Raw genomic sequence first — 14,619 nt, 5'->3', positions numbered from 1 at the left:
TGACCGTTAACGTTTTGAGTTGATCTGCGTTGGCGCAATAAGCACACTATCTTTGAGACTAGCCGTGCCACTGAGTACAATGATATCGCCTTTGCTAAGACCGTCTTCCACGATGAAATGTTTGCCATCATTCGTAGCCGTTGTCACAATAGCTTTACTACGTACGCGATTATCTTTATGCAGGAGATAAACCATACGCTTATCCTGCACTTCAAATGTGCAAGACTGTGGGATAACAATCGCCTGATCGACCTTTCTTGGGATGCGTAAAATTGCGCTTCCACCGCTTTGCAATAGGGCGGATGGATTGGGAAATGTGGCTCGGAAATTTGCAGATCCAGTTTGTGTCGTTAAGAGGCCACTCGCTGTCTCTACCTGACCGGTATGTTCGTATGCGCTGCCATCGGCAAGTAGCAGTTCTACGGCTGGTAAATTTTTTAATTTTTCCTGAACGGTTTTTCCGCTGAATTGGCGGTTAAAGGCGAGAAGCTGTTTTTCGTCGAGCGAGAAATAAACGTACATCGCTTTGTTGGACGACAGGAAGGTGAGTGGTGAGCTGGCGTTGAGGCCGACCAAGCTTCCCTTGCGGTACGGAATTGTACCGATGATGCCATCACTAGGACTGCTGACTATAGTGAAACCCAAGTTGGCTTCAGCATTGACCAGGTTAGCCCTTGCTTGTGCCAACGCCGCCTTTTTTGCTTTTAGAGCGTAGTCGGCGGCCTCCAGTTCATATTCGCTAATGATTTCTTTCTCCACTAATGGTCTAGTCTTACGAACCATCATGTCTGCAGCGTCTACATCAGCCTGTGCCGTCTGGATGGCTGCCTGGGCCACACGCTTCTCCTGTTCAAACTGTGGGCTAGCTATTCGAAATAGTCGTTGTCCCTTCTTTACGGTAGCCCCTTCGTCGACATATAGCTCTTCCAGATAACCTTCCACACGTGGCCTAATTTCAATAACATCTTGTCCTTGAATAGAAGCGGGGTAGCTGACATAGCGTGTCGTCTCTTGCGGCTGTATTGTGAGTACCGTGTGGGCAGCGGGTTTTTCGGTTTCTTCCGCTTTTTTATCCGTGCTTGTGCACGCCGTAAAAAGGAGAAAAAGCGACATGCTCTTGGCCAGTTTGCATAATGAGTCCTTTTTGTTCACGTATCAGTTTTGTAAGGTGTTGTAGATAGAACAATCATAGGCCGATTTAGTTACCGTTATTTTCCGCTTTTAGTTCGCGTTCGCGTTGGATAGGACTATACTGAACGCCACAGCGAATCACCTGTGCAAAAGTCCGCAACGGTTACTAGTTGTTTAAGGAAGTTAGTAAGCTTTTAAGTTGGGTGATATGATCTTTTAATTCATTGATTCGTTGGGCTCGTCGCCCGGTCGTATCCGGACTGAATTGGGGTCTGTTATCCATATTAACCATAAAGTTTCGGCGCTCTTCCATCATCCGCAGTGCAACCCATAGCGTCTCTTCTGTGCGCTTCAAGTATTGGTCATCCAGCTGCGGTTCCGAAAAAACGTGGCCAGTATAACAGCGGTATCTGGTGTGCCCATGTTCTTCTATCTTTGTTAATACGCCGCCGCAGTCTGGGCATGTCATCAGTGTCGGGTCGCCGAGCGTGATGGTGGACTCCATATTGCTGGACATGCGCAGGGTAATAGCCGCTTCTTGTTGAAGATCTTTTGGGACTTCTTGTGGTAAACAGTCGCCTCGGGAATAGATATCAGCAAGTATATAAGTAATTTCATGCGCAGAAACGCGATAGTCTACAGCGATATTGCTCAGTACATTGCGTGGCATATCGGCGTACGACGCTTCTTCGGGTTCTTGAACCAAGCATCTTCCACCAGCGCTCTTAATGGCCATCATACCTGATGTTCCGTCGTCCAACAATCCACTAAGGATAATTCCTGTAACGCATGAATCGTATGCGGCGGCAGCAGTTCTAAACAGCACGTCGATAGACGGGCGCCAATGATTTTCCAATGCTCCACGCCTCACCAATATGCGGTCTTTTTCAAGCATCATATGTTGGTCGGCAGGAGCGAGATAAACCCTGTTATGCTCGATTGGCATACCTTCTTCGGCGATGACTATGGGTAGAGCAGATCGTTCCTGCAAACGCTGCAGGGTATACGTCGGGTTGACGCTTTCGCTCAGATGGATCACGATAAAAACACTGACTTTGGTTTTGGTGCTTAGCGATGCCAGAACGTCACTCAAGACAGGCAGTCCACCAGCGGAAGCACCAATTACGACAATGTTATATACTTCCTTACTGCTCATACAAAAAAGTTTCTTGAGGATTTAGAGGTAGCACGATTTTAAAATGCGTTCCCACTTCGGCTAGAATCTCAAATTTTCCATTTAGTAATGACACTCTATTAGATATCCCGCGTATACCTGAACCCCTTTTGATCGCTTCTTCAAGGTCATCACCAAAGCCTTTCCCTTCGTCTTTCACTTCAACGCTTACACAACCTTCCTGTTTCTTTACAATAACGTTGGCGGTATTCGTACCCGAATGTTTTATACTGTTATTAATCAATTCCTGTATAATGCGAAAAACATAAAGCTGCATGTCTTTTGGTAAACGATCGGCTCCGAGGTCTATTTCGGAGGAGATGTGAAATCCAATATTTTCTAAACGACGAACGGTATCTTGCATGCTCGCCACAAAGCCGAAATCTTTCAAAATGGTTGGGGAGATATTGGCAGATAAGGTACGCAACTCTGCAATGGCCTGCTCCAGCAAATTGTACATTTCAGTTAGCTCTTTCGGCAAAGCCCCCTCTTGTTTTAGCACGTTTAAACTATAACGTATCGCATATAAAATCTGACAAACACTGTCATGCAGTATGGCGCTTATCTTTTCCCGCTCACGCTCTTGTGCTTCTACGGACGTTTTTTGTAATAGCAACTGTTGCACTTTTCTACGCTCTTCTTCAATAGCAAGACTTTTTTTACGGTCGGTTATATCTGTCAGAATCCCCGTTAGATAGCTATTGCCATTCAGCTCTTTGACAGCGCGACCTTTCACCGATATATATTTTGATTTCCGGCGCACAGGTAGGCGTTGCAGCTCGATGTCCAGTTCCATGTATTGATCAGGAAGCTCAGTACATTGTTGAAATTTCACGCTATCCTCCGGAATGAACAATGCAGACAGCTCGCTTACAGCGAAATGATTTTGCAAATTATCGATATTTAACAATTGCTTAGCATAGTCATCCAAATAGATAATTTTACGACAAGCTGATGTTTTCCAAATGCCAGATCCAGAAGCCTCGAGGGACAACGCAAGCCGTTCGGCAGTTTCAGCCTGGCGTTGCTCTTCCAGTTTTGTCGTGGTAATATCACCGACCGTGATATAATACGTGTCACGATTGGTAACAGCATTTTTGGAACAGCTACCGTGTAACACCACAAAGCGCAGCTCTCCATTGTTCATGTTCAGCATAACCTCGGCATGAGCTCCTTCAGACATGCGCTTGCAGGCGTCCAAAAATTTGAAATATGTTTCGCGCGAATCAGGGTGAATGCACAGTCCAAAGTTACAGCCATGTATCACTTTCGTCGTATTCGAAAGCAGCGTAACACCTTTTGTATTTACTTGCTGTATCGTTCCATCATGATCTAAGATTACATAACCAACAGGCGCCGCATTATAAAAGCCCGCGAATTTGGCTTGTTCGCTTTCGAGTGCGACTTGTGAAGCGGTAATTTCATCGCTTTGCATGTGCAGCTCTATTTGGTAAAGCTCCAGCTCTTGTATTAGTTTAGTCAATTTTTCGTCTAGAGCCAGTGGCTTCGCTGTTAAGGACTGCCCTAACACGCTTTCCGCTCTGTAGCGAAGGATTTCAAAACGGTTTTGTTGCTGGTCTAATTCCATGTGGGCGCTAGTTATGTCTTATTAAAGTTAATTTGATTGCTTCGATTTTGTTTTCATCATTCGGTATCTTGTCTATGGTTGCAGTAAGATCGAGCCAACCGACTCCATTGATATGATGTTGAATTTTCATCTGCATGTGTAGGTCAGCTGTCTTAAGTCCATCCGCAAATTCGGTCATCTGCCATTTGTTATGAACAATGTCGAGCAAAGAATGTTCATTTAATTCTAAAATAGTTAAGTTGAATAATTGCAGAAATGCATTATTATTAATAATTAATTTATAGTCTGCATCCAAAATTGCGACGGCATCTGATTCATGACGGATGGAGGCGAGTGTATAACTTAACAATCCGGATAACTGCGTGTGTAAAGCCTTAACGGGTGTGGTTTTGGTGAATGTTAGGACGGCGCCACTGATAAAATTATCCATAGTTCGATAAGGCATGATACGCAAATTATACCATTCATTTTTTTTCGTCTTCACTTCCAATTCTTTACCTATAAGTGTATCAATCACATCAGTGATTTTATTTTCAATTGCTGGGTAGTCGAAATTGGATACAATGTGGGTAATTGACCGGCCCACATCGCTGGGAATAACATTGAACAATCGCGTAATCTGGGGGGTAAACCGTAATATGCTGAGTTTATTGTCCAAAAAGATCGTACCAATTTCAATATTATCCAACAGGTTTTTCATGTCGTTGTTCAGTTGCGTAAGCTCTTCAGCTTTCGTCTGGTACTGATGGTTAATCGTCATTAGCTCTTCATTGAGCGATTGCATTTCCTCTTTCGTAGTAAGAGCTTCCTCATTGGTACTTTGAAGTTCTTCATTGGTGCTTTGCAGCTCTTCGTTGGTTGATTTAAGTTCTTCAAGTGATGTTTCCATTTGTTCGATGGTCGTGTGAAGCTGTTGCTTGGTATAGGTAAGCTCCTTCTCCAATTCTTCCACTGCAGCTGTCGAAACCGTGCCATTCTGTTTTGGTTTACCAGTACGTTTTGGCAGGTCTTTTTCTCGAAAAGTAACTAATATCATCCCTTGTAGCGGAGACTCATCAATGTAGGTCACCGTAAAGCCGACAGCGAGTGTTCTACTGCCTTCTTTTATTTTGATATCCTGTACCGCTACGGTTGTTTTTTGCCGCTGTGCCTGATGAAAGGCATTGCTCAAAACATACTTCAATTCTTCACGAATCATGCGGTGAATATTCATAACGGCTTCACCAGGGTGCAATTCTACATACCGATTTGTCTTACCATTCACGTACAGAATTTCGCCCTTCTCATTTAGTAAAAACGCTGCTGGAGTATGTTGTTGCAACAGCATTTTATTGAAGTGTTCGGCAACCGGATTTTTAGCGGTCTGTGGCATGCTTAAATCTGATTTGAATTGTTTTCCCTGAGTACCTACATGAAATGGAAAGTCTAAAAATTTTCCGACGGCAGCGATACCGTTTTTGCGACGGAAAATTTTCCATTTCGAATCAACGATGTCAAAAATATCCTGATAGCCATTAATCGATTCGGCCGGCCCTAGGTATAAAAGACCACTTCCATTGAGCGAGTAATGAAAAATCGGAATGATTTTCTTTTGCAGTTCTGCGGTCAGATAGATCATCACATTGCGACAGCAAAGCAGGTCTAAACGCGTAAATGGCGCATCCTTTACTAAATTGTGCTGCGCAAAAACAATCATTTCCCTTATTTCTTTTTTTACTACATAGCCATTATTCCTTTCGATGAAAAAGCGATCGAGTTGTTGCGGACTAAGTTCCGATGCAATATTGGAGAAATAGAAGCCGTCCCGGGCTTGGTCTATTGCTTGGGCATCGAGATCTGTGGCGAATATCTGGGGTCTGTTGCGCGGTTGCATGGCAGCATTCTCGAGGTATTCTGTTACGAGGATAGCCACACTGTAAGCTTCTTCTCCCGTCGAACAGCCAGCAATCCAAATACGGATAGGCTCATCAGGATCCTTGCTCTCCAGTAGCTGATAAAGATGTCTTTTCAATATTTCAAATCCATGCCGATCTCTAAAAAATTTGGTTACATTGATCAACAATTCATTGAATAGTGTGTCGAGCTCTGCAGGATGCTCCCGAAGAAAATGTACGTAACTGTCATATCCTGCGAGTTGATGAAAGGCAATGCGTCTTTCTATACGTCGGGAAATGGTATTTTTTTTATAAAGGGTGAAATCATGCCCCGTGCTCGCCCGCAACAGCATTAAGATTTTTTGGATATGGATGTCATTATCCATATTGTCTTCCATATTTCCCTGTAGTGTATGAATAGATGGATGTAGAAGATATTGTACAAGTTTAGCCGGCATTTGTTCAGGAGGAAGGACGTAGTCTATCAGCTGCGTGCGTATAGCCGCAGTAGGCATGCTGGGAAATTCAGCTGTTTCCGGTTGCTGTGCCATAGTCATACCAAGTTTCTCTTTGATCATACGTACACCCGTTTCTCCATCAGCACCTATACCGGATAATACAATTCCTACGCCCATGGCGCCTTGATCTTCTGCAAGGCATTCAAAAAACTGATCGATGACCATGCATGCACCCTTATCACGCGTAGGTTCAAAGAACAAGAATCTTTTTTGATGCATACCAACTTCTTTGTCTGAAGGGGTGAGATAAATTTTATTGGGTTCCAATTCCTGACCATCTGTAGCAAGTTCCACCGGCATTGGGCTGAACGATTGCACACGTTCTTGATAAGCAGAAAGTGTAAGATCCAGATTGTGGGCAATGATCACAAAAGCAATAGAAGGATTGGTAGGCATATGCCTGAAAAATTGTTCCAGGGCGGTCAGCGACCCAACGCCTGCACCAAGACCAACCACGGAAAATCGTTCCGTTGCCCTAATCGTTTCGTTTATTGCGTTTTCGGACTTTATACTATTCTCTTCTTGTACTTTGTTTTTCATCATGTATACTGCATGGGATGTTGCGGAATGCTAATTTAGTTTAATAAATACAAATCTCGAGAAAAAGCTTAAAAATCCAGCTGTATCCAAAATCAACCTAGTAAGGTCTTGGATTTAGAAATGTTGTGGAAGCGCGCATGATAGGGAAGGTGATGTGGCCGGACAGTTCGCAAGGGGCAAAGGAGAGAGCCCTCGATGTGTATCAGCCGTTCCGGACATAAGCTCGTTTTCAAAATTCAAAATCAGCTGAAATTTAGTAGACTGCAATGCCGACGTGCCGTTGTCTGATTCAATGGCTCATTGTATATAGATTAGCTAAACTTTACCATCAAACCTTTTCACTGGCAAAAATATAGTAAAGGCGGTTCCTTTTCCTTCTTCGCTTTCTACCGCTATCGATCCTCCATGACTACCGAGCAATTGTCTTACTAAATATAGGCCTACGCCAGTTCCTTCAATATGCTCATGAAATCTTGTGTATTTGTTAAACAGGTTTTGCTTTTGTTTTTCAGGAATACCCAAGCCATTATCCTCCACGCGTACATTAACACCACTCTCGACTTCCCAAGAGGTTATATTTACAATTGGGCGCCTTTGGGGATGGCGATATTTAAGCGCATTGGTTATGAGGTTTTGTATAATACTGTGCAGGTGAATACGATCATAGTATACCTCGCAGAAGTCGATGTTTACATTGATCTCGCCATTCGTTTCCGCTACAGTCCCTTCAAGCTCAGACTTAATGCCGTTCACCATAGCACATAAGTCAATCTTTTCTATGTTGTGATTGTCTAGGCGTTTGGTTTTAATAATTTCGCCTAAATTTTTAATTGTTTCTGTCAAACGATTGACCGATCTTTTAGAAATAGTAAATAGCTGCCGTTCTTGGTCCTGCATTTGCGAGTCAAGTTTTCGTTCTAGGATCGCCAAAGATGCTTGCAAAGAGGTTATTGGGGTCTTTAAATCATGGCTAATAATATGGATTAAGCTGTCGAGGTCTGTATTTTTCCTCGCAAGTTTGTTAACATTATCATGTAATTCTTGGCTACGATCTTTCAATTCTTCCATTAATTCCCAAGACTTATCGTCGGATCGGTTGAGCTTTTTCAGTAAGATGAATGCGAAGGGTAATGTCAGCGCTGCGAAGCCTACAATAAGTAGCACGATAGCCAATTCAGCAGGTAGCTGGGCCTTTGAGAGCAGAAATAAAAATAACCCTACGAATAGGGGTAACGATAGAAAAAAGTACAACAATGAGTAGCGGGCCGTTACGGCGGCTGAATGTTTGGATGCCATCTCAGTTAACCACCCGTTGTCAGCCGTGTACAACATGAGCGCTAGCGAGGCACTGATCAGACCCATTGTGGTTGGTAAAGCTATAGCTGAGTATGAACCGAATGAAAAAAGTCCGCTGATATTAAACAATATACCTACAAATGATATGTAGGAAGCAAGTAATCCTATCAAGTTGAAAATCTGCGATACGTAGTAAATTTTTAAAAGTGCAAGTAGCAAACCCATCGTCACCGTAAGAAAGCAGACCGTGGTATATAGTGACATCCGGCCGGGAGGTTCTACATGAGAATTTGTAAAATGATCTATAACCAGCAGCTCGTCAATATGAAAATTCAAACCATATATATATTGTATACAGGTTAGCAGGCAAAACATTAGGATCGCCGTCGCCACAAAACCCGACAATAGCGATCTCTTGTAAATGGCGCACGCCATTGAAAAGCCCAATAGTATTGTCACAAGAGCGGTATTGAATTTCATCGAAGCCCCGTGTGAGAAGAACGTGTAGAGATTTGGTAGATCACATAACCATCCCAATACGGACGAAAGTCCGATCAATATGGTAAATGTTGCAAAGATAGAAGATGGTTTAATCAAAATGTTCACGGGCAAATTTTATAACATAGATCCCAATCAGTAGATGAAATTAAGGGATGACGCTTTTATAATAAACAAATGACGAACTTTTTTGATTTTAATTTATCGACTGCACCCTGATCTATGTGATGAATTTAACAATTAAAACCGTTTGATAAAGAACAAATATTAAAACGTAAAGCGATTGGTACTGTTTTATTCTATGAGAACACATTATGAAGGATAAAAAAAGAAGTTTAGGTGACGAAGAGCATACGCTGGAAGGAGAAGAGATGGTCGTTAAATCGTCGTTTCAAATGGGTGAATTTTCAAACGTCGGTAAGTTTATTTCGGAAATTAGCCAAATACTCACAGAGAGTATGCACCTTTTACTATTTGCTACGATAGAAGGTTTGTCGGGGAATGATAAGCATACACTTTTATTTCTGAAAATGCATGACGCAAAGTTTCATGCCCTTGGCAAAATGACTACGAAAGGCTCCTACGTTTTGATTGATTTGCATAAGTATAATAGTTATAATGTAAGAGCAAAGTTCAAAGATTTTGGTTTTGTGAATTATTCGCTGTCAGAAAGTATTGATTACAGCAGAGAAGACCATGCTACGATATCCGCACTATTCGGATTGATTGAAAATGAATGTTCCAGAGCAACATCGGAATTTAGCCATCGAATAATCTACTCCTATCTAGAAATATTATTGACAGTCACTCTTCGGGCTTACACTACATTTTTTAGGGAAAGAAGGGATGCAACAAGAGAAGTAGATACGAAGTTTTCCATGTTATGCGAGGACGTCTCTATGAACCGCTCGGTGACAAATCCTGAGCTTCCCTCTATGGATAATTTTGCTGGTAAACTTGGCTTCACCAAATATTATTTAAACGACCTCTCCAAAGCCCTTTATGGGCGTACAGCTCAAGACAGAATAGAGGAGCAGATTATCGTCCAAGCAAAGAAGCTGCTTGCCGACACGGATGGCTCCGTAGCCGAGATCGCGTATCAAATAGGATTCACGGAACCCCAGATGCTAAATAGGCTTTTCAAAAAGCGAACAGGAAAGACACCGTTAGAGTATCGGATATCACTAGTTTAAGTCACAGCATCTTACGGAGATCGCTAAAACTTGAGATCACCCTTCAAGAGTTAGCGATCGACTTTGTAAATTAAGACGCTCAAGAATCACAGCTTGTAAGCGATAACTAATATCATAGGCTTGCTCTATCACCGTTATGCCTGCATTGTTTTTTTTCGCAAACTATATAATGTAAAATATCCTAGAATTCCGGCAAGCACTGAAGTGATTAGAATGGAAAGTTTGGCCTCACTGACATGCAAGGGATCCCCAAAAGATAGAATGGAGATAAAGATGGACATTGTAAAGCCAATACCTGCCAACAATCCAACACCAAATATATGCTTAAAACCTGCGCCTTCTGGTAAGGTGCTAATTTTTAGTTTCGTGCAAACAAATGTCATGAGGAGAATCCCGATGGGCTTACCCAATAACAGCCCGAGACCAATACCCAGCCCTAATGGCTCCGTTAATCCATGTATCATTTGCGGTTCAAGTGTGATATTGGTGTTGGCAAATGCGAACAGTGGGATGATTAAGAAATTGACAGGTTTGACGAGTGCATGCTCTAAACGTTCCAGCGGAGATTCAACATCTGTATCATTTGTTGGGATGGTCATGGCAACGAGTACGCCCGCGATAGTAGCGTGGATGCCAGAATGGTGTACAAAGTACCAAATAAATATACCGGGAATAAGATAGAGAAAGGGATTTTGCACGTTAAGTCTGTTCATTAAAATAAGAACCAGCATTCCAATGCCGGCATATAACAGATAGGTGGTTTGTATTCCCGATGAGTAGAAAAATGCGATGACTAATATCGCAATTAAGTCATCGACAATTGCCAGAGCCGCGAGAAATATCTTTAAGCTAGCTGGAACATTGGTTCCCAATATACCTATGACGGCAAGTGCAAATGCAATATCTGTCGCCATGGGGATACCCCAGCCGCTTGCGGTTGCTGTGCCACCATTAAGACCGAAATATATCAGAGCAGGAGCAATGGCACCTCCGATAGCACAGAGAATGGGGAGCGAGGCCTTGCGAGGTGATGAAAGTTCACCTTCTACGATCTCGCGTTTGATTTCAAGCCCCACCATGAGAAAGAAGATAGCCATCAGACCATCGTTAATCCAAAGAATTAGGCTGTACTCCAAATGAATGCTTTCTGAGCTATACCCCAATCGATAATTTAGCGCGGATTGAAGCGACTCTGCGAGTGGGGAATTAGCGACGATAAGTGATAGAATTACACATATAAACAGAAGGATACCACCAGCATTAGTGGATTTAAAAAAGTTCTTAAAAACAGTAAGATTGATTAATTGTGCCATTATAATTCTTTATCGTTTTTTAATTCGTTCCATTCTTCCATGCCATAATTATCCAGCGCGGACTTTACAAATATCGGATCTTTTTGCTGCTTCCGCTGCGAATTGTAATCGCTATACAATACCAATACCCGTTGGTGCAAAAGTTTTAGATTTCAATCCCTGTTTTCCATGTAAGATGCCAGTCCATCAGAATACTGCCCACCACAAGTTTTTTTATGAATCTGTCCTAATGTAGTTTCTACAATATGTTCGATCAATTGTTGATGTTTGGGTGCGCTAAAATAGGTAAATATACGAGCCGCTCGTCGTAATATCGCATAAAATATACTTATAAAATTGCTTAGTCAACATAGTTTTAGACTATAAGTCGCGCTATTTATTTATGAAAGGCTGCGGCTGATTAAAACACATCAGTCGCTATTCGTTAGGTAAGCAACCACTAGTTGTCTACAATATTTATACCGTCACATCGCTTGACAAATTCGCCGGCCTATCGAAAATAGCCGACGCTGTGCGTTCGCTCTTTATCATATCTTTGACTTTAGTATCATTATCCAGAAATAGTATGTAGGACGTAATTTTTCTACGATTTACTTTTAAACAATATTCTCCGAAGTTTGTTGCTGTTATAGCTTGACGTACGATTTCTTATACATCTTATTCATTTACATAAAATCGCCTAGCCCTATAAAAAAACAATTGTGCTGTGCATGACCTTTGCTTGCTGTAATTGCTACAGTTTCTCGATCTATAAATAGTAGCTATCGGTAATCCGGCAGGAAAATGGCGCGATCGTTTTATATAATTCGCCAACAGTTCAGGGGACTATTTTTGATAGATAGGAAAGCATTCGTAAGTTTGCGTACGTCCGCACGAAAAAAGGCAGCTTTTTTAGCACAAACATCATTTCAAATTACTGAATATTATATAAGACCAAATGGCAAAACATAGAACATTCACAACATCTTTCAAAAAAGGAATAATTGTACCCAGTCTAATTTTTATTCTGACGGTGTGCCTCGTTTCAGCCATGTTTCCTAATCTATCTGAACTGATTTTGAATCAAATGAAAGAGTTCATCTTCGTAAATTTAAATTGGGTCTATATTTGGACAGTAACTCTTTTTGTCTTTTTCTTGGTCTACCTCATGTTTAGCAGTTTTGGTAAGATCAAGTTGGGTTCCAACGATAGCAAACCGGAGTACTCCTTCTTTTCATGGATCTCCATGCTATTTGCTGCAGGTATGGGAATAGGCTTGATGTATTTTAGCGTTGCGGAACCCATGCAGCACTACACATCCGATGTGTTCGATGTAAATCATTATGTCAATAGGGCAAAAAATGCACAGCTTTACACGTTCTTTCATTGGGGCATACATGCCTGGGCTATTTACGGGATGGTGGGATTAGCTCTTGCTTACTTCACCTATCGTTATCGATTGCCTCTTTCGCTCAGGAGCTGCTTTTATCCGCTATTGAAGAACAAAATCAATGGGCCGATAGGCAACGCAATAGACGTGTTTGCGCTGTGTAGTACATTCTTCGGTATTACCACAACGTTGGGATTTGGTGTTGTACAAATTAATTCCGGGCTGCGATTATTAGATATTGTTCCGGAAACGAACATTGGCTATCAAATTTTGATCGTAGGGTTGTTAGTTTCCCTTTCCGTCTTTTCTGCCACGACAGGTGTCGACAAGGGAGTGAAGCTGCTGAGTAAAGTAAACATATTTGCGGTCATTATCCTACTTCTTTTTGTACTTTTCCTAGGACCGACGGTTTACCTTATCGGGAGTTTCACCGAGGGAATAGGTAACTACATCAATAACTTTTTTAATCTGACATTTGGTACGCATGTGTATGATCAGCAAACGCTTCCGTGGTTTTACAGTTGGACAATATTATACTGGGCATGGTGGATCTCATGGTCGCCCTATGTTGGTTTGTTTATCGCCAAAATATCAAAAGGCAGGACGATCAGAGAATTTGTAGCCGCTGTCCTTATTATTCCAACGGTTTTCAATTTCATCTGGATGTCTGTTTTTGGAAATAGTGCTATATGGTTTGACTTTTCCGTCGCTAACGGCGCTTTAGGCGCGCTTGTTTCAGATCCCGACGCGCTCATGTTCCGTTTTCTTGAGTATCTACCATTTTCTACTACAGCCAGCTACATGGTTATCGCCATTATCATCATTTTCTTTGTTACGTCTGCAGACTCGGGAATATTTGTTATGAATAGCATAGCCAGCCGAAACGCGACGTCCAACCCAAAATGGCAGATGGTTTTTTGGGGCTTGCTGTTGGCTATTTTAGCGCTTATCCTTTTAAATGCAGGTGGCCTTCAAGCATTGCAAACGATGACCTTGATCACAGCCTTACCATTTTCTATCTTGATGGTGATTTTTGGTATCAGCTTACTGAAAGCGCTAACCATAGATAGAAACTACTATGCGAAGGACTTTTCCGTAACGACTGTTCCTTGGTCGGGGGATAACTGGCAGAACAGGCTTCAACAGATTGTGTCATTTAAAAAGAAATCATCGGTAGAAGAGTTTATTCAGTCGACCGTAAAAGATGCATTCACCGATCTACGAAGTGAATTCTCGAAGAATGATATTGTTGCGTCTATCAATGATTTTGGAGTACGCTCAAAAATGGAGATAGAAATTAAGCATGATGTTCTTAATAATTTTAAGTACGGGGTGAAATGTCAGCTAAAGCTTATTTCCGAATATGTACTTGAAGAGGAAAATCTGCCTGACGTCGAAGATAAAAAAGCATATTTTCCAAAGTCCTATTTTGGCGATTCTAGAAGCGGCTATGATGTGCAATATTTCACCAAAAAGGAACTTATAAGCGATGTGCTCAAGCATTACGAACGCTTCTTAGAAATCATAACAGAAGAAAAAAATGAGATGTTTGTGAGCAGCAACCGCAATGATTCGTTGGAGTAAGTTTTTCATCATGCTGAGCTTTCGACTGCATTTCAGCTTTTTGGATCACTGAAATAAAATGGATAGAAAAGAGTGTCGAAAACTACGTTTTCAACACTCTTTTCTTTTACTTTTCGGAAGAATTATCCAAACCTCTTCCGGTCAGGTGTTGTAGTTCATCAATTCGTTTCGATGCTTCAGCCTTTGTAAGGCCTTCCTCGAACGGTACATTAGCCTCATCAGACAAAGTCTTTAAGTAGGAAGCTTGCGCACCCGTCATTGCTTCATTTCCCGTGGTCCAATCGTCCGGATCCTTTTGTGTATTCGAATTGTTGTTTTCATTTTGTGCAGGAAGGTCTTGTTTTTTATCTTTTGCATTTTCCATATTCTTAGCTTTTTTTAAGAACCTATTCCGCTGTAGAATAGTTTTACCTCTTCCGTGTTTTTGCTCTATGCACGATTTCACCTAGAGAAAGTTGGTGTTGCAAAGCAATGAATGAGAAAATTTGTTGGAACTGTTTATTGCGTGCAGCGGGGGAATATAGCAGATGGATGAAGCGTG

At 41.8% G+C, this 14,619-nt stretch carries 9 protein-coding genes; 2 read left to right on the top strand and 7 right to left on the bottom strand.

Going from position 1 to position 14,619, the window contains the following annotated elements; translation table 11 throughout:
* Nucleotides 1-6: 6 nt before the first annotated feature.
* The 5 genes from DI53_RS17845 to DI53_RS17825 form a co-directional block, all read right to left on the bottom strand.
* On the bottom strand, nucleotides 7-1,113 hold the full coding sequence (locus DI53_RS17845) for an efflux RND transporter periplasmic adaptor subunit (protein WP_052072549.1): 1,107 nt from the start codon (nucleotides 1,111-1,113) through the stop codon (nucleotides 7-9).
* Between the two features lie 184 nt (nucleotides 1,114-1,297).
* On the bottom strand, nucleotides 1,298-2,287 hold the full coding sequence (locus DI53_RS17840) for a chemotaxis protein CheB (RefSeq protein ID WP_037503014.1): 990 nt from the start codon (nucleotides 2,285-2,287) through the stop codon (nucleotides 1,298-1,300).
* Nucleotides 2,277-3,893: a PAS domain-containing sensor histidine kinase gene (locus DI53_RS17835; protein WP_037503011.1), complete on the bottom strand. Its 1,617-nt coding sequence runs from the start codon at nucleotides 3,891-3,893 to the stop codon at nucleotides 2,277-2,279. Before DI53_RS17835 ends, DI53_RS17840 begins: the two co-directional genes overlap by 11 nt.
* Nucleotides 3,894-3,900: 7 nt before the next feature.
* Nucleotides 3,901-6,828 (bottom strand): CheR family methyltransferase, encoded by a 2,928-nt coding sequence (locus DI53_RS17830; RefSeq protein WP_081939500.1) that lies wholly within the window; start codon nucleotides 6,826-6,828, stop codon nucleotides 3,901-3,903.
* 312 nt (nucleotides 6,829-7,140) lie between these two features.
* Nucleotides 7,141-8,727: a sensor histidine kinase gene (locus DI53_RS17825; protein ID WP_081939499.1), complete on the bottom strand. Its 1,587-nt coding sequence runs from the start codon at nucleotides 8,725-8,727 to the stop codon at nucleotides 7,141-7,143.
* A gap of 206 nt (nucleotides 8,728-8,933) precedes the next feature.
* Between DI53_RS17825 and DI53_RS17820 the strand changes: the two genes are divergently transcribed.
* Nucleotides 8,934-9,812: a helix-turn-helix domain-containing protein gene (locus DI53_RS17820; RefSeq protein ID WP_037503006.1), complete on the top strand. Its 879-nt coding sequence runs from the start codon at nucleotides 8,934-8,936 to the stop codon at nucleotides 9,810-9,812.
* 134 nt (nucleotides 9,813-9,946) lie between these two features.
* Here the strand turns inward: DI53_RS17820 and nhaA are convergent, their stop codons facing one another.
* Entirely contained in the window at nucleotides 9,947-11,125 is a 1,179-nt protein-coding gene (nhaA, locus tag DI53_RS17815) for a Na+/H+ antiporter NhaA (RefSeq protein ID WP_037503003.1), read from the bottom strand.
* Nucleotides 11,126-12,062: 937 nt separating this feature from the next.
* Here nhaA and DI53_RS17810 point away from each other — a divergent pair.
* Entirely contained in the window at nucleotides 12,063-14,078 is a 2,016-nt protein-coding gene (locus tag DI53_RS17810) for a BCCT family transporter (protein WP_037503001.1), read from the top strand.
* A 106-nt stretch (nucleotides 14,079-14,184) separates the two neighbouring features.
* Here DI53_RS17810 and DI53_RS17805 read toward each other — a convergent pair whose 3' ends face one another.
* Complete coding sequence (locus tag DI53_RS17805) at nucleotides 14,185-14,442, bottom strand: DUF3072 domain-containing protein (protein ID WP_037503247.1); 258 nt, start codon at nucleotides 14,440-14,442, stop codon at nucleotides 14,185-14,187.
* Between the last annotated feature and the right edge of the window lie 177 nt (nucleotides 14,443-14,619).

The organism is Sphingobacterium deserti, from assembly GCF_000757725.1.
GTDB lineage: Bacteria > Bacteroidota > Bacteroidia > Sphingobacteriales > Sphingobacteriaceae > Sphingobacterium > Sphingobacterium deserti.
This window is presented reverse-complemented; position numbering and strand designations above follow the sequence as displayed.

Coding starts and splice junctions, on each gene's coding strand:
- DI53_RS17845 (WP_052072549.1), bottom strand. CDS start 1,113: ATGTCGCTTTTTCTCCTTTTTACGGCGTGCACAAGCACGGATAAAAAA.
- DI53_RS17840 (WP_037503014.1), bottom strand. CDS start 2,287: ATGAGCAGTAAGGAAGTATATAACATTGTCGTAATTGGTGCTTCCGCT.
- DI53_RS17835 (WP_037503011.1), bottom strand. CDS start 3,893: ATGGAATTAGACCAGCAACAAAACCGTTTTGAAATCCTTCGCTACAGA.
- DI53_RS17830 (WP_081939500.1), bottom strand. CDS start 6,828: ATGATGAAAAACAAAGTACAAGAAGAGAATAGTATAAAGTCCGAAAAC.
- DI53_RS17820 (WP_037503006.1), top strand. CDS start 8,934: ATGAAGGATAAAAAAAGAAGTTTAGGTGACGAAGAGCATACGCTGGAA.
- nhaA (WP_037503003.1), bottom strand. CDS start 11,125: ATGGCACAATTAATCAATCTTACTGTTTTTAAGAACTTTTTTAAATCC.
- DI53_RS17810 (WP_037503001.1), top strand. CDS start 12,063: ATGGCAAAACATAGAACATTCACAACATCTTTCAAAAAAGGAATAATT.
- DI53_RS17805 (WP_037503247.1), bottom strand. CDS start 14,442: ATGGAAAATGCAAAAGATAAAAAACAAGACCTTCCTGCACAAAATGAA.